We start from the raw sequence: 19,394 nt of genomic DNA, 5'->3' as shown, positions 1-19,394 counted from the left end.
CCGTCCGGCGCGCCGGGGAGGGTGGGCTCCTCACCCCCGCCGCCGCAGCCGCCGCAGCCCGAACAGGGCCGCGCAGGCGGCGGCCGCCACGAGGGCGCCGGTCCTGACGCCGTCGCCGGAGCCGTCGCCCCCGTCGGCCGCCGCGCCCGGGCTCCCGCCGTCCGAGGACGCCTCGCCGCCGCCCCCGGGCGCGTCCTGCGCCTCGACGGAACTGCCCGCGCCCTCGCTGCCGTACAGGATCCGGGTGCCGTCGGCGGAGTAGCTGACGGACTCGCCCTGCGCCTGGAGGGGCACGCCGAGCCGCCCCTCGCGCTGGATCCGCCCGTCGTTCCACGCGTACCAGATGCCGCCGAAGTAGCCGCGCACGGCGAGCTGTTCGCCGTCGGGGGAGAAGGCGGCGTCGGTGGCCCACAGGTCCACGGGGGCGACGGGCCGGAAGACGTTGGTGCCGGAGGCGGAGAGCCGGGCGGGCCCCTCGTACAGGTGGCCGCCCTCCTCGTGCTTGTCGATGAGGTAGACGCGGCCGGTCCGCGGGTGCACGACGAGCGACTCGGCGTCGCGGGGCCCGTCGGAGTACTTCACGACGTACTGGGTGGCCCGGACCGTCCGGTCCCTGAGCTGCCGGGGCTCGGGCAGCCGGTAGATCCACACGTGGTCCCAGACCACGCCGTCGTTGTCGCCGATGTCGCCGACCCAAAGCTGGTTGTCCGGGCCGACGGAGATCGCCTCGACGTCGCGGGGGGTGCCGACGCCGGTGAGGGTGATCCGGGCGACGGTCTCGCCGGTGGCGCCGTCCACGGCGTACAGGTACGGCCCGTCGTCGCTGTCGTTGTGCGTCCAGTAGACGCCGGGGTGCAGGCGCGAGGCGGCCAGACCGCTGGACTCGGTGATGCGCGGGTCCCTGACCTGGAAGCCCTCGTCGCCGTCGGCGGCGGAGGCGGGCCCGGTGGACGCGCCCGTGAGGAGGGCCGCGGCGGCGAGGAAGGCGAACGGTCGGCGCATGACCCAAGACTGCCACCCGCGCGGCGGTTCACGGGGGCGCACCGGATCACGGGCGGGGTGACCGGACTCACGCCCCGCCCGGCACGGTGATCCACGATGATGAACGGATGCTCAGGTTCATGCCCGTCGGTGACTCCATGACGATCGGAAGCGCGGGCGACCACACGTGGCGCTACCGGCTGTGGCAGCACCTGTGCGGGTCGTACGGGCGCCCCTTCACCTTCGTGGGCCCGCGCGAGACCCTGTACGACAAGCAGGCCGGCGCCCCCACGTCGTACGCCTACGCCGAACCGGACTTCCCGCGCGCCCACCTGGCCGGCTGGGGCGAGGGCTGGCAGCACATGGCCCCGCTGATCGGCGAGGCCGTGCGGGCCACCCGGGCGGACGTGCTGCTGGTCTCCCTGGGCCTGATCGACCTGGGCTTCTACACCAACGCCGAGCAGACGGCGGACAACGTGCGCGGCTTCGTCGCCGGGGCCAGGGCGGCCCGGCCCCGGGTGCGCATGGTCGTGCTGCCGGTCGTCCCGAACGTCCGGGCGGCCTCCGAGCCGGACTTCGCGGCGGAGGTGGACCGCTTCAACGAGCTCCTGGCGAAGACGGCCGCCGACCTCGACACCCCGTCCTCGCCCCTGCTCCTGGCCTCCCCGCCCCCCGCGTACGACCTCCACACCGACACCTACGACGGCACCCACCCCAACGCGAGCGGCGAGCACAAGATCGCGGCGGCCTTCGCGGACGCGATGCACCAGGGCTGGGGGCTCGGGGAGCCGTACGGGGCGTGACCGCCCGGGCCGGCCCGGTGACCGGCGGGTTCCCCCGCGGCCGACACCGCGCCCGCGCGCGCTTGCCTGGAGTCCACTTCACGTCGTTGTCTTGTGAACCATGGAGTACACACAGCTCGGACGCACGGGACTCAAGGTCAGCCGCCTCGTCCTCGGCACCATGAACTTCGGTCCGCAGACCGGTGAGGCCGACAGCCACGCCATCATGGACGCGGCGCTGGACGCGGGCATCAACTTCTTCGACACCGCCAACGTGTACGGCTGGGGCGAGAACAAGGGCCGCACCGAGACCATCATCGGCAACTGGTTCGCCCAGGGCGGCGGACGGCGCGACAGGACCGTCCTGGCCACCAAGGTGTACGGGAACATGGACCCGGACGGCGCCGCCGTCTGGCCCAACCACGACCGGCTCTCCGCCCTCAACATCCGGCGCGCGGTCGACGCGTCGCTGAAGCGGCTGCGGACGGACTACATCGACCTGTACCAGTTCCACCACATCGACCGCAGCACTCCGTTCGAGGAGATCTGGCAGGCGATCGACGTCCTCGTGCAGCAGGGCAAGATCCTCTACGTCGGGTCCTCCAACTTCCCCGGCTACAAGATCGCCCAGGCCAACGAGCTCGCCGCCCGGCGCGGCGGCACCATCGGCCTGGTCAGCGAGCAGTGCCTGTACAACCTCGCCGAGCGCCGCGCCGAGATGGAGGTCATCCCGGCCGCGCAGGAGTACGGACTCGGCGTCATCCCCTGGTCGCCGCTCCAGGGCGGTCTGCTGGGCGGCGTGCTGAAGAAGGAGGTCCAGGGCGGCCGCCGCGCCTCCGGCCGGGCCGCCGACGCCCTCGCCGACCCGCGCACCCGCGACCGCATCCAGGCGTACGAGGACCTGCTCGACAAGCACGGCGTGGAGCCGGGCGAGGCCGCGCTGGCCTGGCTGCTCACCCGTCCCGGCGTGACCGGGCCGATCGTCGGCCCGCGCACCGCCGAGCAGCTCGCCTCCGCCCTGCGCGCGGTCGAGCTGGAGCTGCCGGAGGAGCTGCTGGCCGGGCTGGAGGAGATCTTCCCCGGCCCGGGGCCCTCCCCGGAGGCGTTCGCCTGGTGACCGGCCGGCGGCCCGGAGGCCGGTGACCGGCCGTGCCGGGCCGCGGCGGCGGCTACTTTCCGACGGCCGCCGCCACGGCCACCACGACGAACATCAGCACGAGCGCACCGGCCATGATCCGGTTCCGGGTTTTCGGGTCCACGGCATCGAGGTTAACCGGACGCGCCGAGGTTCCAGCGGGCGACCGCCTCGTAGCGGGGCTGCTCGCCCGCCACCCCGGACGTCGGCAGGTTGCTGCGGACCAGGACCAGCTCCGCCACGGTCCAGGTCCGGCCGGTGAACGCGCCCAGGGCCGCCACGTACGGCCGGACGTCGGCCGCCGCGCGGCTGCGGGCCACCGTCAGGTGGGCCTGGTAGCGGCGGTGCTCCCCCATCGGCACGCCCGCCTTGCGCGCCGCCGCCTCGCACCGGTCGGCCAGCAGCCGCAGGGTGCGCAGGTCGCCCTCAGCCCCGGTCCACAGCGCCCGTCCGCGGCCGAACTGCCCGCCGCCGCGCAGCGCCAGCGGGAAGGGGTCCGTGCGCCGGGCGACCCGCTCCAGGCGGGCCGACAGCTCCGGTACGAGGCCGTCGTCGACCTCCCCGTAGAACGCCAGGGTGAAGTGCCAGCCGGGGCGGCCGGTCCAGCGCAGCCCCGCCGCGCCGGGCAGCTTCCTCAGTTCGGCGACCTCGGCGGCGAGCTCCCGGGTCACCTCGTCGGGCGGCAGGACGGCGACGAACAGTCTCATGCCGTCACTGTTCCAGACGGCCGCCCGCGGCGGGGCGTCCTCACGCCGCCGCCGTCAGCTCCTCGCGCCTCTCGCGCGGCACGAAGCGCACGCGCGGGTGGCCGCGGTGCCAGCCGACGGACAGCCGCAGGTTGCCGACGCGGGCCAGGATCAGGCCGATCACCACCGCCGCGACGGCCGCGACCGCTCCGCCGGCCGCGAGTCCGACCCGGGCGCCGTAGGTGTCGGTGATCCAGCCGACGACCGGGGCGCCGACCGGCGAGCCGCCGAGGAAGACCATCATGTACAGCGCCATGACACGGCCGCGCATGGCCGGGTCGGTGGCCATCTGGATGCTGGTGTTCGTGGTGACGTTGACCGTCATGCCGAACAGGCCCAGCGGGACCATCAGCAGCGCGAACATCCACAGCGCCGGGCTGGCGGCCGTCACGATCTCCAGCGTGCCGAACACCAGCGCCGCGCCGGTCAGCAGCCGCAGCCGCGGGGCCGCGCGCCGGGCGGCGAGCAGGGCGCCCGCGACCGAGCCGACCGCCATCAGCGTGTTGAACATGCTGTAGGCGCCCGCGCCCGCGTCGAACACGTCGTCCGCGAAGGCCGACAGGTAGACGGGGAAGTTGAACGCGAACGTGCCGACGAAGCCGACCAGGACGATCGGCCAGATCAGGTCCGGGCGCCCGGCGACGTAGCGCAGGCCCTCGCGCAGCTGTCCCTTGCCGCGCGGGGCGCGCTCGACGGTGTGCAGCTCGCGGGCGCGCATCAGCAGCAGGCCGGTCAGCGGCGCGACGAAGGACAGGCCGTTGAGCAGGAACGCCCAGCCGGTGCCCACGCCGGTGATCAGCAGGCCCGCGACGGCGGGGCCGACCAGGCGGGCGGACTGGAAGTTCGCCGAGTTCAGGCTGACCGCGTTCTGCAGCTGGCCGGGCCCGACCAGCTCGGAGACGAACGACTGCCGGGCCGGGTTGTCCACGACCGTGGCGAGGCCGACGGCGAAGGCGGCGACGTACACGTGCCAGACCTGGACGTGGCCGGTCAGGGTCAGGGCGGCCAGGGCGAGCGCGGTCAGGGCCATCGCCGTCTGCGTGACGAGCAGCGTGGGCCGCTTGCGCAGCCGGTCGACGAGGACGCCGCCGTAGAGGCCGAAGAGCAGCATCGGCAGGAACTGCAGGGCCGTCGTGATGCCGACGGCCGCCGAGGAGCCGGTGAGGCTGAGCACCAGCCAGTCCTGGGCGATGCGCTGCATCCAGGTGCCGATGTTGGAGACGACCTGGCCGAGGAAGAACAGGCGGTAGTTCCTGATCCTCAGCGAGGAGAACGTCGAGGACGCGCGGGAGGGCCTGCGCAGCGGATCGGCCGGGGAGTCGTGGGGAGTAGGTGCGGGGGCGGAAGCTGCTCCGGGTCCCGTACTCAAAAGGGTTCGCCTCCTTGTCATGCCTGCTTACAGATGTGCGAGCTTCTCCAGCACGGGGGCGGCGGCGCGCAGTTTCGCCCACTCGTCCTCGTCGAGTCCCTCGACCAGCGTGGCCAGGAACGCGTTCCGCTTGCGGCGGCTCTCCTCGAGCATGACCTCGGCCCGCTCGGTGCGCGTGACGACCTTCTGGCGCCGGTCGTCCGGGTGCGGCTCCAGCCGGACCAGGCCCTTGGCCTCCAGCAGGGCCACGATGCGGGTCATCGACGGCGGCTGGACGTGCTCCTTGCGGGCGAGCTCGCCCGGGGTGGCCCGGCCGCACAGCGAGAGGGTGCCGAGCACCGACATCTCGGTGGGGCTGAGCGACTCGTCGACCCGCTGGTGCTTGAGCCGGCGGGAGAGGCGCATCACGGCGGAGCGGAGGGAGTTCACGGCGGCAGCGTCGTCGCCATGGCTGAGGTCCGACATGTCTTTAGCATAACTCATTACCCTCGCTAAAGACCAATCGGAGCGCGCGTCCCTGCCCGTGACACCGGCCACTGAATCCCCACCACGTCACTCGTACGAGTGACCCAGCGGCCGAACGTCGCACACCGCCCGTGGGAGTACCGCGACCCTCGTGGCCATGGGGACCGACGTGCTCAGCCTGCGCATCGACCGCGACCTGCTCGAACGGCTCCGGGAGCAGGCCGCGAAAAGAGGAATGAGCGTCCAGGACTATGTCGTCCGGACGCTCGTGCGCGATGACTTCGACGCGCGGTTCCAGGCCGCCGTCGAGGAGACGGAGCGGTTCTACGGCGTCCCGTGACCGCGGGGGCCACGGGACGCCGTCACGCTCAGGTCAGGCCCAGGGCCGGCATCAGGTAGTAGAAGGCGAACACCGCCGACACCACGTACATCGCCGCCGGCACCTCGCGGCCCCGGCCGGCCGCCAGGCGCAGCACCGTGAAGGTGATGAAGCCCATGCCGATGCCGTTGGTGATCGAGTAGGTGAACGGCATGACCAGCATCGTCACGAAGGCCGGCACGGCGATCGTGTGGTCGGCCCAGTCGATCTCCTTGACCGAGCCCGCCAGGATCAGGAAGCCGACCGCGACCAGGGCGGGGGTGGCGGCCTGCGACGGGACCATGGTGGCGACCGGCGTGAGGAACAGGGCGACGGCGAACAGCGCGCCGGTGACCACGTTCGCGAAGCCGGTGCGGGCGCCCTCGCCGACGCCGGCCGTGGACTCCACGAAGCAGGTGGTGGCCGAGGAGGAGCTGGCGCCGCCCGCGGCGACCGCGATGCCGTCGACGAAGAGCACCTTGTTGATGCCGGGCATCTGCCCCTGGGCGTCGGTCAGCCTGGCCTCGTCGGAGACGCCCATGATCGTGCCCATGGCGTCGAAGAAGCAGGACAGCAGCACGGTGAAGACGAACAGGACGCCGCTGAGCACGCCGACCTTGGCGAAGCCGCCGAACAGGCTGACCTCGCCGATCAGGCCGAAGTCGGGGGTGGAGACCGGGTTGCCGGGCCACTTCGGGGTCGTCAGGCCCCAGGACGGCACGGTGGCGACCGCGTCGATCACGACCGCGAGGGCGGTCATCGCGACGATGGAGATGAGGATCGCGCCGGACACCCGGCGCACGATCAGCGCCAGCGTGAGCAGCACGCCGAGGACGAAGACCAGCACGGGCCAGCCGAGCAGGTGACCGCCGGTGCCGAGCTGGAGCGGCACGGTGGTCTGGGCGGCGTCCGGCATCCGGGTCACGAACCCGGCGTCGACCAGGCCGATCAGCATGATGAACAGGCCGATGCCGATGGCGATGGCCTTGCGCAGCCCGTAGGGCACGGCGTTCATCACGCGCTCGCGCAGACCGGTGGCGACCAGCAGCATGACCACGAAGCCGGCCAGCACCACCATGCCCATGGCGTCCGCCCAGGACATCCGCGGGGCGAGCTGGAGGGCGACGACCGAGTTCACGCCGAGGCCGGCGGCCAGCGCGATCGGCACGTTGCCGATGACGCCCATCAGGAGGGTGGTGAACGCCGCCGCCAGCGCGGTCGCGGTCACCAGCTGGCCGTTGTCGAGCTGGTGCCCGTACATGTCCTTGGCGCTGCCGAGGATGATCGGGTTCAGCACGATGATGTAGGCCATCGCGAAGAAGGTGGCGAAACCGCCGCGGACCTCACGGGCGAGCGTGCTGCCCCGCTCGGAGATCTTGAAGTAGCGGTCGAGGGCGCCGTACGCGGGGCGGCCGCCCGGCTGCTCGGGGGCGGGAACCTGGGCGGTGGCCGAGGTGGACATGTGCGGAGACCTCATCACCATGGGCGCCCCCCGATGCCCTTTGGTGTTTCCTACGAATGAAAGCGGTCAGAGACAAACGGTTTCAGTATGAACATACGTCTCGGCAAACGCCATCTCCGCGCGTAGAACGGAGTGCCTCGTAAGCTGTGCGCATGGCGAAGTGGACACCCAGGCACGAGGCGCCGGAGCCCCTGGAGGGGCCCGTGGTCGCCACCATCACCGGCGGCACCATCCTCTGGTTCGTCCTCTTCCTCGCGCAGCTGCCGTTCTACGGCTGGTTCGACGACCGCGGCACCACCTGGTGGGTGTGGACCTGCCTGGCGGGCGGCGGCCTCGGCCTCATCGGCGTCTGGTACGTCCGCAGGCGGGACGCGGCCCTCAAGCGGGCGGCGGCGCAGCGGGAAGCGGCGCGGCGGGAAGCGGCGCCCACGGCCGAATAGGTCCTCCGCCCACGGCACGACACGCGACGGCGCCCGTCCTCCCCAGGTCGGATCTTCCCGACGGCCGGCGGGTGAACGCCCTCCCGCGCACGTACCGTCGAAGGCATGACGCATCCCGACGCGGACGCCAGTGCCCACGCCGGCCCCGCGCGCGCCGCCGCGGCCGCCCCGTCCGTGACCGGCCTGACGGCCTCGGAGGTGGCCGAGCGGGTGGCGCGCGGGCAGGTCAACGACGTGCCGGTGCGCAGCAGCCGGTCCGTCGTCGACATCGTCCGCGCCAACGTCCTCACCCGCTTCAACGCGATCATCGGCGTGCTGTGGCTGATCATGCTGGTGGTCGCCCCGATCCAGGACGGCCTGTTCGGCTTCGTCATCCTCGCCAACACCGGCATCGGCATCGTCCAGGAGTGGCGGGCGAAGAAGACCCTCGACTCGCTCGCGCTGATCGGCGAGGTGCGGCCCACCGTGCGCCGGGACGGGGCCGCCGCCGAGGTCGGCACCTCCGAGATCGTGCTCGACGACGTCCTGGAGATCGGCCCCGGGGACAAGGCCGTGGTCGACGGCGTCTGCGTCGAGGCCGACGGGCTGGAGATCGACGAGTCGCTGCTCACCGGCGAGGCGGACCCGGTCGTCAAGCACCCCGGCGACCCGGTGCTCTCCGGCAGCTTCGTCGTCGCGGGCGGCGGCGCCTTCCGGGCCACCAAGGTCGGCCGCGAGGCGTACGCCGCGCAGCTCGCCGAGGAGGCCTCCCGCTTCACCCTCGTCCACTCCGAGCTGCGCTCGGGCATCTCCACGATCCTCAAGTACGTGACGTGGATGATGGTCCCGACCGCGATCGGCCTGATCGTCAGCCAGCTGGTGGTGGAGGACGACGACCTGGGGGACTCCGTCGCCCGGACCGTCGGCGGCATCGTCCCCATGGTCCCGGAGGGGCTGGTGCTCCTGACCTCCGTCGCCTTCGCGATCGGCGTGATCCGGCTCGGCCGCAAGCAGTGCCTGGTCCAGGAGCTCCCCGCCATCGAGGGCCTCGCCCGCGTCGACACCGTCTGCCTCGACAAGACCGGCACCCTCACCGAGGGCGGCATGGACGTCACCGGGCTGCGGGCCCTGGACGGCGCGGACGAGGCGTACGTCCGCCAGGTGCTCGGCGCCCTCGGCACGTCCGACCCGCGGCCCAACGCCTCCCTGAAGGCGATCGCCGACGCCTGTCCGGCCCCCGCGGACTGGCGGTGCACCGCGGCCCTGCCGTTCTCCTCCGCGCGCAAGTACAGCGGGGCCTCCTTCGACGAGGCCGACGGCGGCTCCGGCACCTGGCTGCTGGGGGCGCCCGACGTGCTGCTGCCCGAGGACGACCCGGCCCTCGCCGAGACCGTCCGGATGAACGAGCAGGGCCTGCGGGTGCTGCTGCTCGCCCGGGCCGAGCGGGAGCTCGACGACCCGGAGGCGGCGAGCGGGGTGAAGCCCACCGCCCTGGTCGTCCTGGAGCAGCGGCTGCGGCCGGACGCCGCCGACACCCTGCGCTACTTCGCCGAGCAGGACGTCAGCGCCAAGGTCCTCTCCGGCGACAACGCGGTGTCGGTCGGCGCGGTCGCCGCCAAACTGGGCCTGAGCGGCACCGCCGTCGACGCGCGCCGGCTGCCCGCCGACCGGGACGGCATGGCGCGGGCGCTGGACGGCGGCACGGTGTTCGGGCGGGTCACCCCGCAGCAGAAGCGGGAGATGGTGGGCGCCCTGCAGGCCCACGGGCACACGGTCGCGATGACCGGCGACGGCGTGAACGACGTCCTCGCCCTGAAGGACGCCGACATCGGCGTGGCGATGGGCTCGGGCTCGGAGGCCACCCGGGCGGTCGCGCAGATCGTGCTGCTGGACAACAGCTTCGCCACCCTGCCGTCGGTGGTGGCGGAGGGCCGCCGGGTCATCGGCAACATCACCCGGGTCGCGACCCTGTTCCTGGTCAAGACGGTCTACTCGGTGCTGCTGGCGATCCTGGTGGTGTGCTGGCAGGTCGAGTACCCGTTCCTGCCGCGCCACCTGACGCTGCTGTCGACGCTCACCATCGGCGTCCCGGCGTTCTTCCTCGCCCTGGCCCCGAACCGGGAACGGGCGCGGCCGCACTTCGTGCGGCGCGTGATGCGGTACGCGATCCCCGGCGGGGTGCTGGCCGCGGTGGCGACCTTCGCGACCTACCTGATCGCCCGTCGGCACTACACGGGCGCCGGTGCGCTGGACGCGGAGACCAGTGCCGCGACGCTCACGCTGTTCCTGATCTCGATGTGGGTCCTGGCGATCATCGCCCGCCCCTACACCTGGTGGCGGATCGCGCTGGTGGCGGCGATGGGCGGCGCGTTCCTGCTGGTGCTGGCCGTGCCGTGGCTCCAGGAGTTCTTCGCGCTGAAGCTGGTGGGCGTGACGATGCCGTGGGTCGCGGTCGGCATCGCCGTGGTCGCGGCGGCCGCCCTGGAGCTCCTGTGGAGGAGGGTCGACCGCCGCGTGCCCGCCTAGCGGCTCCCCGCGCCCCTGGCTCGGGGCGCGGGGAGCCGCGCGGTCACGGGGTGTCCTACTGCACGTCGACGAAGTCACCCGTGGCGTTGACCGCCGGGGTGGTCGTGGTGCCCGCGAAGGACCAGCGGAAGTAGCCGTCGACGGAGGCGGTGACGGTGGTCTTCAGCTCGCCCGTGGAGTTCGACGTGATGGTCTTCAGCGTCGTGTAGGTGCTGGAGTCCTTCTTGCGGAACTGGAGCTTCACGGGCTGGTTGGTGTAGCCCGCGTACTTGAAGGTCTCCCAGTTGGCCCGGGAGAGCTTGCCCGTGACGGTGATGGTCTTGCCCTTGACGACCGGCTCCGGCGAGGCGTTGACCGTCAGCTTGGAGTAGCGCTGGACCAGGGTGGTGCCGAGGCCGCCTTGGTCGGCGTAGTCGCCGGTCACGTAGTCGAGGGCGAGCGCGCCGCCCTTCCAGGTGCCGGCGTGGGCGTTCAGCAGCTCCCCGTCCGCCGGGTAGACGTCGATGTTGCCCTTGCAGGTGGCGGTGGTCGCCGAGGTGTCGGTGCAGGTGGCCGCGTAGTCGCCGAACAGCATGTTGTCCGGCGTGTCGAACGCGCCGCGGTAGATGTACGGACCCGTGGCGAAGTCCTCGGAGTGGATGTCGACGTCCGCGCCGTGGGTCAGCGTGTAGGTGACCGTGGTGGAGACCTTGTTGGTCGTGCCGACCTTGACCGCCTGGGCGATCTTGAAGTTGGAGAACGTGATGTCCATCTCGGCAGCGGCGGCGGTGCTGAACGCGGCCTTGTCCGACGTGCCGTGGGCGGCGGCGAAAGCCGCGGCGGCGCTCTCGCGGTACGTCGGCGCCTCGCCGGCCTGGGCAGCCGGAACGGCGAGGGCGGAGAGGGCCAGGGCGCCGGTGACGGCGGCCACGGTGGCTCGTATGCGCATGCGATCCCCACGTGGAGAAAGGGGTCCCGTGCTGGTCGTTCCCTACGGCTCGTCGTCCGCACGGGACCCAAGTGATCGTGGAGTCTGTTGACTCACGTGATCAGATACGCCACTCCCGCGAATGGTTGTACGGCTGATGAAAGTTTTGTGCGGGACTTCCCGGCGTCAGTCGAACCACCGGTCCCGCGCCAACTCCCCCGTCCGCGACGGGTCCTCCAGCAGCGCGGCGACCTCGAACTGCCGCGGCCACTGCCCGGCCGCCCAGGCGAGCCCCGCGGCGACGCCCTCCAGGGTCGAGGCGTGCAGCACCCCGTCGTCGGTCAGCCGCCAGTCGATCTCCACGCCGTCGACGACGAGTTCGTCGTGCTCGACGTACGAGGCCGGGGTCCGCGGGCCGAGCAGCACCCGCACCGGCTCCGGTACGTCGTGCTCGGCGCCCCGGGAGTCCACCGAGCCGGTGACGGACTCGCTCAACCGCCGGACCTGGAAGAGTTCGGCCAGGTCGGCGGCGCGCGACGGCCGCACCGGCAGCAGCGGGACGCCCCCGGTGAAGGGCAGCAGGTCGGGCGAGTCGACGACCACGGCGTCGGCCGCGTCCACGACCTCCACCCGCCCGTCGACGACCGCGCGCAGCTCCTCCGGCAGGGTCACCTGCTCGGGGTCCAGTTCGGCCAGCGCGCCGTACAGGGCGTGCAGCTGGGCGGCGGTGACCTCCCGGTCGGGGTCGGCCAGGCGGTCCAGCAGCTCGGCGGCGCCGCCCGGCTCGTCGAGGAGGGCGGCCACGGAGGTCCGCACCCCCAGCGCCCGCAGCACCTGCTCGTCGTCGAAGCCGGTGGCGTCGGCCTCGTCGTACAGGCCGCGCAGCAGCGGGTCGCCGCCGGCGGCGCGCAGCCCGGCCGGGCGGCGGCCGTCGAGCACCGGGTGGCCGCGCAGCCACCAGGCCGTGTACGGCCGGACGACCTCGTGGGTGCCGTCGGGCAGCAGGATCCGCACCGGCTCGACGAGCGCGTCCCGCAGCGGCGGCCGCGACAGCAGGGCGAGGGCCTGCGGCCACCGGTCGTCGTCGACGAGGTCGAGATCGCGTACGGCGACGATCTCGGTGGCGACCGGCGGGACGGGCGAGTCGGGGAAGCGGTCGAGGATGTCCTCGCACCACACGTCGACGGCGTCCAGCAGCCCGGCGTCGTCCGGCTCGGTGAAGTCCCCCTCGCGGGGCTCCAGTTCGTCCGGGTCGAGGACGACGTCGGTGGCGCGCACCAGGGCGAAGCCCACCAGCACGCCGCAGGCGGCCAGCGGCTGCTCGCCCCACTTCCCGGCCAGCTCGGCGTCGACGGCGGCGAGCTCGCCCTCGCGCATCACCGAGGCGAAGGGACCACCGGGGAAGACCAGTTCGCAGGCCGGCGACAGCTCGCCGTCCTCGTCGGGCAGCGCGAGCGCGCCGAGCCAGGGCTCCTCGCCGGGCTCCAGGCCCGCGTCCCGCACCAGCCCCAGCACGACCTCGGCGAGCTCCTCGGCGTCGAGGGCGTCCTCCTCCCAGCCGATGCCGCCCCCGTCGTCGAGGGAGGCGGCGACCGCGGCCCGCACCTGCGGGGTGGTGAGCACCGCCCGCGCGGTGGCGGGCAGCGCGCCGAGCTTCTCCAGGAGGGGGTGGGCGGCGTCCGGGTGGGCGACCTTCAGGCCGAGCCGGGCCAGCACCTCCGGGTCGATACGGGCGGTGTCCGCGCCGGGCAGCAGCACCTGCCGGGGGCCGATCGCGGTACGGCCGTCCGCCAGCGGCACCGGCAGCCCCGACAGCCGGTCGGGGTCGACCCCGGCCAGGCTGTCGTACAGCCGCCGCCACCAGCCCGGTTCCTTCTCCAGCCCGGCCAGCCGGTCCACGGCGTCGGTCAGCGGCACCCGGGCGACGCCCAGGGTCCGCAGCTCCGCGCGCCGTTCCAGCCCGGCGGGCAGCAGGGTGGGCAGCACCTCGGCGAGGACCCGCACGGTGTCGGCGCCCGCCCCCTCGACGATCTCGGCGTCCCGGGGCCGCAGGGACTCGGGCAGGTCGTCGGTCTCCGGGTCGCCCGGCGCGGCGGCCGGGGGCAGGAAGGACGTGCGGGGCAGCCGGTCGAGGACCGCCCGGCGCAGGGCGCCGTCCAGCTCCCCCGTGCCGAGCGGGCCGGGCACCAGGTCGATGATCCCGGCGGTCACCGGCCGCCAGTCGGCGAGGAGTTCGGCGTACGCCTCGGCCGCGCGCTGCACGAGGAAGTCGGTCAGCGGGCCGGGGGCGGCGTGCCGGCGGGTGGAGTCCAGCGGGAACGAGGCGATGAGCAGGGCGGGCACGCCGAGCGGCTCGTCGCTGGGGGTGGGCGCGTGCACGACGGGGCTGGTGCGCGGCCGGGCGGGGCTGCCGTCGGCCTCGACGGGCACCGCCCAGGTCACGGACCAGTGGGGCCGCAGCCGCTCCTCCACGGGCCGGTCGGCGAGCAGGTCGGGGGTGAGCGGGCCGTGCGCGGCGGACGTGCGCCAGTGGGTGACCCCGCCCACCGAGTCGTCCACGACGGTGAACGGGCCGTCGGTGCGGCGGACGAGCGTGCGCGGGGCGTCGCCGTCGATCTCCACGACGACCTCGGTGAGACCGGGCAGGGCGAGCAGCAGCGCGTCGTCGACGGCGCGCAGCAGCCGCTCGGCGAGGCCCGCGGCGGCCGTGTCCCGCAGCGGCAGGATGACGGCCGTGTCGTACGGGGCGGGGGCGGTGCCCTCGGCGGCGAACGGGAGCCGCAGCAGCGGCACGTGCCCGTCGCGGCGGCGGATCTCGTCGCCGAGGCCGGGGCTGTGCCGGGCGACGTCCCCGGCGAGCTCGCGGGCCTCGGGCAGGGACCAGCGCACCCCGCCGTGCCGGCCGACGACGGCGGGCTCGTCGGTGACGGAGAGGACGGCGGCGAAGCCGACGCCGAACCGGCCGACCGCCTTGTCCTGGGTGTCGCGCTTGGCGGAGGCGCGCAGCGTGGACAGCGACTCCACGCCCGCCGCGTCCAGCGGGGCGCCGGTGTTGGCGGCGACGAGGACGCCGTCGCGCAGGGTCAGGCGGAGCAGGCCGGGCACCCCGGCGCGGGCGGCGGCGTCGGCGGCGTTCTGGGCGAGTTCGACGACGAGCCGGTCCCGGTAGCCCCCGAGGACCAGGTCCTCCTCGGCGTTGGCGTCCTCGCGGAACCGGGCGGGGCTGGTGGCCCACGCGTCCAGCACCCCGCGCCGCAGACGTGCCGTGCCGAACGGGTCCGCGCCCTCGGCGGCAGGCCGTACGAACTTGCTCACGTTCACTCTCCTCATCGGCGTGACGACGAAGGTATCGCGAGCGGGAGCCGCCGCGTTCCCGGCACCGGCGCCACCGGGCGACGCGGCCGCGGGCCCGCCGGGACCCGCCCGGCGGCGATCGGCCGCGAAACCCTCAGGAGTGCCCCAGGTCCGCCGACGACTCGTCCTCGGTGACCGTCACCGACCCGGAGTCGGCGGCCGGCCGCAGCGGGAACGGGTCCACCCGGGTCTCGTCGATCACCGGCGGGGCCGGCTGCGGCGGCTTGGGCATCACCGCGGCCTCGGAGTGCCCGCCGCAGCCGTAGGCGAGCGAGACGACCCGCCCGTCGGCCGGGGAGAACTCGTTGGCGCAGACGCCGAAGGCCTGGCCCAGCGAGCCGCCGATGGCCACGAGGAAGCCGCAGCTCACACAGGCCGCGGGGGCGGCCTGGGCCATCGGGGTCTTGGAGCCGAACGCCTCCTCCCAGCGGTCGGCGGCGCTGTGCAGGCCGTAGCGGGACAGCACGCGGGCCCGCCGCATGCCCAGTTCCTCGGCGACGGCCGCGATGGAGCCGCGCGAGGGGGCGACGGGCAGCCCGGCCGGGGACCCGGCCGTGACGTCGGCGTCCTCGGCCTCCGCCAGGTCGGCCATCTCCCCGGAGACCGCGGCGTTCGGCGCCGGCTCGTCCTCGCCGGAGTAGCCCGGCTCCAGCCGCAGGTCCTCGGCGTCGGTGGGCAGCAGGTCGCCGGGGCCCATGTCGCCCGGGCGCAGCCGCTCGCTCCACGGCACCCACTCCGGCGCGAGCAGCGCGTCGGGGCCGGGCAGCAGCACCGCCTCGTCCACCGTGACGACCTTCGCGCGGGACGCGCGGGCCACCGTCACGGCCCAGCGCCAGCCCCGGTACCCGAGCTCCTTGCAGGCGAAGAAGTGCGTGACGACGCGGTCGCCCTCGGACACCAGGCCCTCGTGCTCGCCGACGACCCCCGGAGCGGCGGCCTCCTCGGCGGCGGCGCGGGCGAGGTCGACGGCCTCGGCGCACAGACGGTCAGGGGTGCGGCTTCGCGTTGTCGCTGCGCTCACAGGTATCGCTTCTCTCCATACGCCGTCTCACGAGTGCGCCGCTCCCAGCGCGGAGGGCGGACGGAGCGGACCGGGGGACCGCGTCGACGTCCGCGCCGACTCGTGCCCGGGCGCGCCTCCATCCATTCTGCGGGATGGCTGAGATACGCACGCTACCCTTCCGCCGCGCCCCGCGTACACCGACGGTCGCGATCGCGGCCGCGCGGCGGGTGTTTCCCGCCCCGCCGCGGCTCGCTGGGCCAGACAGGCACACCACCGGCCCCGTCCACGCGCCGACGGCACTACGGACGGGCATCTCGGGGCACTATGAACGTCGTGGCAGCCGCGAGGACGCCCCAGGGCGCCACCGGGACCGGTGGGCCGAACGGGGCCAAGGGGAGCAGCCGGCGCAGCGGGCCGGGCCGGACGGGCGGCCCGCTCCGCGCGGTCGGCCGTGCTCTGCACCTGCCCGTGACCGGGACCGCCCGGGGCATCCGCAGAGCGACCCACGCGCACGGCGCGGGCGAGTCCGGCCTCGGCAAGCTGATCGAGCTGCACGGCGTGAACGGCGCCGGCGACGTCATGATCACGGTCGCGCTCGCCTCCACCGTGTTCTTCTCCGTGCCGACCGACGAGGCCCGCGGCCGGGTCGCGCTGTACCTCGCGATCACCATGGCGCCCTTCACGCTCCTCGCGCCGGTGATCGGCCCGCTGCTGGACCGGATCCCGCACGGCCGCCGCGCCGCGATGGCCGGGGCGATGTCCGCCCGGGCGCTGCTGGCGCTGGTGCTGTCGGGCGCGGTGGTCAGCGGCGGCATCGAGCTGTACCCGGCCGCGCTCGGCGTGCTGGTCTCCTCCAAGGCGTACGGCGTGGTCAGAAGCGCGGTCGTGCCCCGGCTGCTGCCGCCCCGCTTCTCCCTGGTGAAGGCCAACTCGCGGGTGACGCTCGGCGGGCTGCTGGCGACCGGGATCGCGGCGCCGGTCGGCGCGGGGCTCCAGCAGATCGGGCCGCGCTGGCCGCTGTACGGCGCCTTCCTGCTCTTCGTCGCGGGAACCTTCCTCTCCTTCACGCTGCCGCCGAAGGTGGACTCGGCCAAGGGCGAGGACACCGCGCTGCTCGCGGCGGACGAGCGGCACCTGCACGGGCCGCACCGCAAGCCGGTCAAGCGTCCGGGGCTGCGCACGGTCGGCCCGGCCGTCACCCACGCCCTGGGCGCCAACGCCGCCCTGCGCTGCCTGTCCGGCTTCCTGATCTTCTTCCTCGCCTTCCTGCTGCGCGAGCACCCGATGACCGGGCAGAGCGCGGCGGTGTCGCTGGGGATAGTGGGCGTGTCGGCGGGCGCGGGCAACGCGCTCGGCACGGCGGTCGGCGCCTGGCTCCGGTCCCGGGCGCCGGAGATCATCATCGTGACGGTGGTGGCCTGCGTGGCGGTCGCGGCGGTCACGGCCGCGGTGTTCTTCGGGGCGGTCCTGGTGGCGGTCCTGGCGGCGATCGCCGGGTTCGCGCAGGCCCTGGCCAAGCTGTCCCTGGACGCGCTGATCCAGCGGGACGTGCCCGAGCTGGTGCGCACCTCGGCGTTCGCGCGTTCCGAGACGCTGCTGCAGATGTCCTGGGTGCTGGGCGGCGCCATCGGCATCGCGCTGCCGCTCAACGGCACGCTCGGCCTGGCGGTGGGCGCCGCCGTCGTCGGCACCGGCTGGCTGCTCACCGTCCGCGGGCTGGTCGGCTCGGCCCGGCGCGGGGGCTCCGCGCGGGCGCGCGTGGCGTAACGGTACGGGCACGCCGCACCCCACGTGGGAGGACCGCCCGGTGTGCCCGATAGCCTTCGTCCTATGACCACGTTGCTCCGCGGCGCAGCCGCTGATGGATACCGCGTTGTGCGTCGCCGCCGCGCCGTCGCCGTCACCGGCGTCGTGTGCGCCGGACTGCTCGTCCTGTCGGCGTGCGACAAGCCGACGCCGGTGTCCACGATCACCGTCGGCAGCGACTCGGTGAACGCCGAGGCCACCTGCGGCGGCGAGGGCGAGGCCCTGAAGGCCGCCGACCTCACGAAGTGCCTGAAGGACACCGACATCGAGACCGTCACGGTCGACCCCGACGAGACGGTGCGCTTCGGCGTCGACCCGGACGTCGCGGACGAGGGCTGGACGATCCTGATGAACGGGCAGCCGCTGACCGACTCCAGCACGAAGACCTACCGCACCATCCCGGGCAGCGTGTTCTTCAACGCCCAGTACGGCGCGCAGGGCAACTCGACGCTGGTGTCGATCAAGGAGGGCGAGAAGAACACCACCGCCCTGTGGAACTTCAAGCTCAAGAAGGACGCCTGATCCCTTCCGCCGGGCCGCGCGTGCTGGTGGCCACCGCCGTTCCCGTGGAGCGGGACGCGGTGGCCGGGGCGTTCGCGGGGCCCGTACGGGAGGTCTCCCTGCCCGGCGCGGCCCTGCACCGGGTCACCGGCGGCCCCGATCTCCTCGCGGCCGGAGTGGGCCCGGCGCTCGCGGCCGCCGCCACGGCCGCCGCGCTCACCGCGGCCGCCCTGGACGGCCGCCCCTACGGCCTGGTCGTCTGCGCCGGGATCGCGGGCGGCTTCCTCCCGGACGCCCCGCCCGGCTCCCTCGTCGTCGCCGACGAGATCACCGCGGCCGATCTGGGGGCCGAGACGGCCGAGGGGTTCGCGCCGGTGACGGAGCTCGGGTTCGGGACCGTCACCCACCGGCCGCCCGCGGCGCTCGTCCGGCGGGCCGCCGCCGCGGCCGGCGCCCGCACCGGCGCCGTGCTGACCGTCTCCACGGTGACCGGGACGGCCGCACGCGCCGCCGCCCTGCGCGCCCGCCACCCCACCGCCCTGGCCGAGGCCATGGAGGGCTTCGGGGTCGCCGAGGCGGCCGCCGCGCACGGGGTGCCGGTGCTGGAGGTGCGGGCGGTGTCCAACCCCGTGGGCCCCCGCGACCGGTCCGCGTGGCGGATCGGCGACGCCCTGGCCGCCCTCGCGGACGGCTTCGTGAAGCTTTCGCCCGTACTGGAGGTGGAACCGGCATGACCGGTGAGCGGCTGCGGATCGCGTACTCCCCCTGCCCGAACGACACGTTCGTCTTCGACGCCCTGGCCCACGGCCGCGTCCCCGGCGCCCCCGCCCTGGACGTGACCTTCGCGGACATCGACGTCACCAACGGCATGGCCGAGCGCGGCGAGCTCGACGTGCTGAAGGTGTCGTACGCGGTGCTGCCGTACGTCCTCGACGACTACGCGCTGCTGCCCTGCGGCGGCGCGCTGGGGCGGGGCTGCGGGCCGCTGGTGCTCACCCGGGAGGCCGGGACCGACCTGACGGGGCGGACGGTCGCGGTGCCGAGCGAGAGGTCGACGGCGTACCTGCTGTTCCGGCTGTGGGCGGCGGACACGCTGCCCGGCGGGGTCGGGGAGATCGTGGTGATGCCGTTCCACGAGATCATGCCGGCCGTGCGGGACGGGAAGGTGGACGCGGGCCTCGTCATCCACGAGGCGCGCTTCACCTATCGGAACTACGGCCTGCACAAGCTCGCCGACATGGGCGAGCACTGGGAGCGCACCACCGGGCTGCCGATCCCGCTCGGCGCGATCATCGCGAAGCGGTCGCTGGGCGCGCAGGCGCTGCTGCGGCTCGCCGACGCCGTCCGCGCCTCCGTGCGGGCCGCCTGGGACGACCCGGAGGCCTCCCGCCCGTACGTGATGGAGCACGCCCAGGAGATGGACCCGGCCGTCGCGGACCAGCACATCGGGCTGTACGTCAACGAGTTCACCGCCGGCCTCGGCGAGGACGGCTACGCGGCCGTGCGCGGACTGCTGACGCGCGCGGCGGCCGAAGGGCTGGTGCCGCCCCTCGGCCCCGACGCGCTGCGGTTCCCCTGAG

At 74.0% G+C, this 19,394-nt stretch carries 16 protein-coding genes and 1 pseudogene; 9 read left to right on the top strand and 8 right to left on the bottom strand.

The features are described 5' to 3' along the window. Positions 1 to 30: 30 nt before the first annotated feature. Positions 31 to 1,002 carry a WD40 repeat domain-containing protein gene (locus ACIF8T_RS12865; RefSeq protein ID WP_400034184.1) on the bottom strand — a complete coding sequence of 324 codons (972 nt, stop codon included), beginning with the start codon at positions 1,000 to 1,002 and terminating at the stop codon, positions 31 to 33. A 107-nt stretch (positions 1,003 to 1,109) separates the two neighbouring features. Between ACIF8T_RS12865 and ACIF8T_RS12860 the strand changes: the two genes are divergently transcribed. Beyond that, positions 1,110 to 1,784, top strand: a complete 675-nt coding sequence (locus tag ACIF8T_RS12860; protein WP_400034182.1) for an SGNH/GDSL hydrolase family protein — start codon at positions 1,110 to 1,112, stop codon at positions 1,782 to 1,784. Between the two features lie 100 nt (positions 1,785 to 1,884). Then, a complete protein-coding gene (locus tag ACIF8T_RS12855) occupies positions 1,885 to 2,880 on the top strand; it encodes an aldo/keto reductase (protein WP_400034180.1) in 996 nt (331 codons plus the stop codon). 152 nt (positions 2,881 to 3,032) lie between these two features. On the opposite strand, the gene thpR is transcribed toward ACIF8T_RS12855, so the two are convergent. From thpR to ACIF8T_RS12840, 3 genes are read right to left on the bottom strand one after another with little or no spacing between them, the layout of a single operon-like run. Beyond that, positions 3,033 to 3,605 carry an RNA 2',3'-cyclic phosphodiesterase gene (gene thpR / locus ACIF8T_RS12850; protein WP_400034178.1) on the bottom strand — a complete coding sequence of 191 codons (573 nt, stop codon included), beginning with the start codon at positions 3,603 to 3,605 and terminating at the stop codon, positions 3,033 to 3,035. A gap of 40 nt (positions 3,606 to 3,645) precedes the next feature. Next, entirely contained in the window at positions 3,646 to 5,013 is a 1,368-nt protein-coding gene (locus ACIF8T_RS12845; RefSeq protein WP_400034176.1) for an MFS transporter, read from the bottom strand. Positions 5,014 to 5,040: 27 nt separating this feature from the next. Continuing rightward, entirely contained in the window at positions 5,041 to 5,478 is a 438-nt protein-coding gene (locus ACIF8T_RS12840; protein ID WP_400034174.1) for a MarR family winged helix-turn-helix transcriptional regulator, read from the bottom strand. A gap of 157 nt (positions 5,479 to 5,635) precedes the next feature. Here ACIF8T_RS12840 and ACIF8T_RS12835 point away from each other — a divergent pair, with 157 nt between their 5' ends. Next, the gene (locus ACIF8T_RS12835; RefSeq protein ID WP_400034172.1) at positions 5,636 to 5,818 is read left to right on the top strand and encodes a ribbon-helix-helix protein, CopG family; all 183 of its coding nucleotides are present in this window, start codon (positions 5,636 to 5,638) and stop codon (positions 5,816 to 5,818) included. A gap of 28 nt (positions 5,819 to 5,846) precedes the next feature. On the opposite strand, the gene ACIF8T_RS12830 is transcribed toward ACIF8T_RS12835, so the two are convergent. Next, positions 5,847 to 7,298: an NCS2 family permease gene (locus tag ACIF8T_RS12830; RefSeq protein ID WP_400034170.1), complete on the bottom strand. Its 1,452-nt coding sequence runs from the start codon at positions 7,296 to 7,298 to the stop codon at positions 5,847 to 5,849. 152 nt (positions 7,299 to 7,450) lie between these two features. Here ACIF8T_RS12830 and ACIF8T_RS12825 point away from each other — a divergent pair, with 152 nt between their 5' ends. Together ACIF8T_RS12825 and ACIF8T_RS12820 are read left to right on the top strand one after the other, a co-directional pair. Then, positions 7,451 to 7,738, top strand: a complete 288-nt coding sequence (locus ACIF8T_RS12825; RefSeq protein ID WP_400034168.1) for a DUF2530 domain-containing protein — start codon at positions 7,451 to 7,453, stop codon at positions 7,736 to 7,738. 105 nt (positions 7,739 to 7,843) lie between these two features. Further along, on the top strand, positions 7,844 to 10,243 hold the full coding sequence (locus ACIF8T_RS12820; RefSeq protein ID WP_400034166.1) for an HAD-IC family P-type ATPase: 2,400 nt from the start codon (positions 7,844 to 7,846) through the stop codon (positions 10,241 to 10,243). A gap of 55 nt (positions 10,244 to 10,298) precedes the next feature. Here the strand turns inward: ACIF8T_RS12820 and ACIF8T_RS12815 are convergent, their stop codons facing one another. From ACIF8T_RS12815 to ACIF8T_RS12805, 3 genes are all read right to left on the bottom strand, one after another. Then, positions 10,299 to 11,171, bottom strand: a complete 873-nt coding sequence (locus tag ACIF8T_RS12815) for a hypothetical protein (protein ID WP_400034164.1) — start codon at positions 11,169 to 11,171, stop codon at positions 10,299 to 10,301. A gap of 165 nt (positions 11,172 to 11,336) precedes the next feature. After that, complete coding sequence (locus tag ACIF8T_RS12810) at positions 11,337 to 14,465, bottom strand: sacsin N-terminal ATP-binding-like domain-containing protein (protein ID WP_400034162.1); 3,129 nt, start codon at positions 14,463 to 14,465, stop codon at positions 11,337 to 11,339. A 133-nt stretch (positions 14,466 to 14,598) separates the two neighbouring features. Continuing rightward, a complete protein-coding gene (locus tag ACIF8T_RS12805; RefSeq protein WP_400034160.1) occupies positions 14,599 to 15,525 on the bottom strand; it encodes a DUF3027 domain-containing protein in 927 nt (308 codons plus the stop codon). Positions 15,526 to 15,840: 315 nt separating this feature from the next. Between ACIF8T_RS12805 and ACIF8T_RS12800 the strand changes: the two genes are divergently transcribed. From ACIF8T_RS12800 to ACIF8T_RS12785, 4 genes and pseudogenes are all read left to right on the top strand, one after another. Further along, entirely contained in the window at positions 15,841 to 17,274 is a 1,434-nt protein-coding gene (locus ACIF8T_RS12800; protein ID WP_400034158.1) for an MFS transporter, read from the top strand. Between the two features lie 63 nt (positions 17,275 to 17,337). Continuing rightward, complete coding sequence (locus ACIF8T_RS12795) at positions 17,338 to 17,835, top strand: DUF2771 domain-containing protein (RefSeq protein WP_400034156.1); 498 nt, start codon at positions 17,338 to 17,340, stop codon at positions 17,833 to 17,835. Positions 17,836 to 17,861: 26 nt separating this feature from the next. Beyond that, a pseudogene (locus ACIF8T_RS12790) lies at positions 17,862 to 18,555 on the top strand (futalosine hydrolase). Beyond that, complete coding sequence (locus ACIF8T_RS12785; RefSeq protein WP_400034154.1) at positions 18,545 to 19,393, top strand: 1,4-dihydroxy-6-naphthoate synthase; 849 nt, start codon at positions 18,545 to 18,547, stop codon at positions 19,391 to 19,393. Before ACIF8T_RS12790 ends, ACIF8T_RS12785 begins: the two are co-directional and overlap by 11 nt. Position 19,394: the final 1 nt, after the last annotated feature.

Source organism: Streptomyces sp. NPDC085946 (assembly GCF_044540485.1).
Taxonomy (GTDB): domain Bacteria; phylum Actinomycetota; class Actinomycetes; order Streptomycetales; family Streptomycetaceae; genus Streptomyces.
The sequence above is the reverse complement of the archived record's forward strand: the minus strand, read 5'-3'. Positions and strand labels throughout refer to the sequence as shown.

Excerpts from the sequence above, each read along its gene's own strand:
- thpR (WP_400034178.1), bottom strand. The coding sequence starts at position 3,605 with ATGAGACTGTTCGTCGCCGTCCTGCCGCCCGACGAGGTGACCCGGGAG.
- ACIF8T_RS12825 (WP_400034168.1), top strand. The coding sequence starts at position 7,451 with ATGGCGAAGTGGACACCCAGGCACGAGGCGCCGGAGCCCCTGGAGGGG.
- ACIF8T_RS12835 (WP_400034172.1), top strand. The coding sequence starts at position 5,636 with ATGGGGACCGACGTGCTCAGCCTGCGCATCGACCGCGACCTGCTCGAA.
- ACIF8T_RS12785 (WP_400034154.1), top strand. The coding sequence starts at position 18,545 with ATGACCGGTGAGCGGCTGCGGATCGCGTACTCCCCCTGCCCGAACGAC.
- ACIF8T_RS12865 (WP_400034184.1), bottom strand. The coding sequence starts at position 1,002 with ATGCGCCGACCGTTCGCCTTCCTCGCCGCCGCGGCCCTCCTCACGGGC.
- ACIF8T_RS12830 (WP_400034170.1), bottom strand. The coding sequence starts at position 7,298 with ATGTCCACCTCGGCCACCGCCCAGGTTCCCGCCCCCGAGCAGCCGGGC.
- ACIF8T_RS12840 (WP_400034174.1), bottom strand. The coding sequence starts at position 5,478 with ATGTCGGACCTCAGCCATGGCGACGACGCTGCCGCCGTGAACTCCCTC.
- ACIF8T_RS12795 (WP_400034156.1), top strand. The coding sequence starts at position 17,338 with ATGACCACGTTGCTCCGCGGCGCAGCCGCTGATGGATACCGCGTTGTG.
- ACIF8T_RS12820 (WP_400034166.1), top strand. The coding sequence starts at position 7,844 with ATGACGCATCCCGACGCGGACGCCAGTGCCCACGCCGGCCCCGCGCGC.
- ACIF8T_RS12855 (WP_400034180.1), top strand. The coding sequence starts at position 1,885 with ATGGAGTACACACAGCTCGGACGCACGGGACTCAAGGTCAGCCGCCTC.
- ACIF8T_RS12815 (WP_400034164.1), bottom strand. The coding sequence starts at position 11,171 with ATGCGCATACGAGCCACCGTGGCCGCCGTCACCGGCGCCCTGGCCCTC.
- ACIF8T_RS12860 (WP_400034182.1), top strand. The coding sequence starts at position 1,110 with ATGCTCAGGTTCATGCCCGTCGGTGACTCCATGACGATCGGAAGCGCG.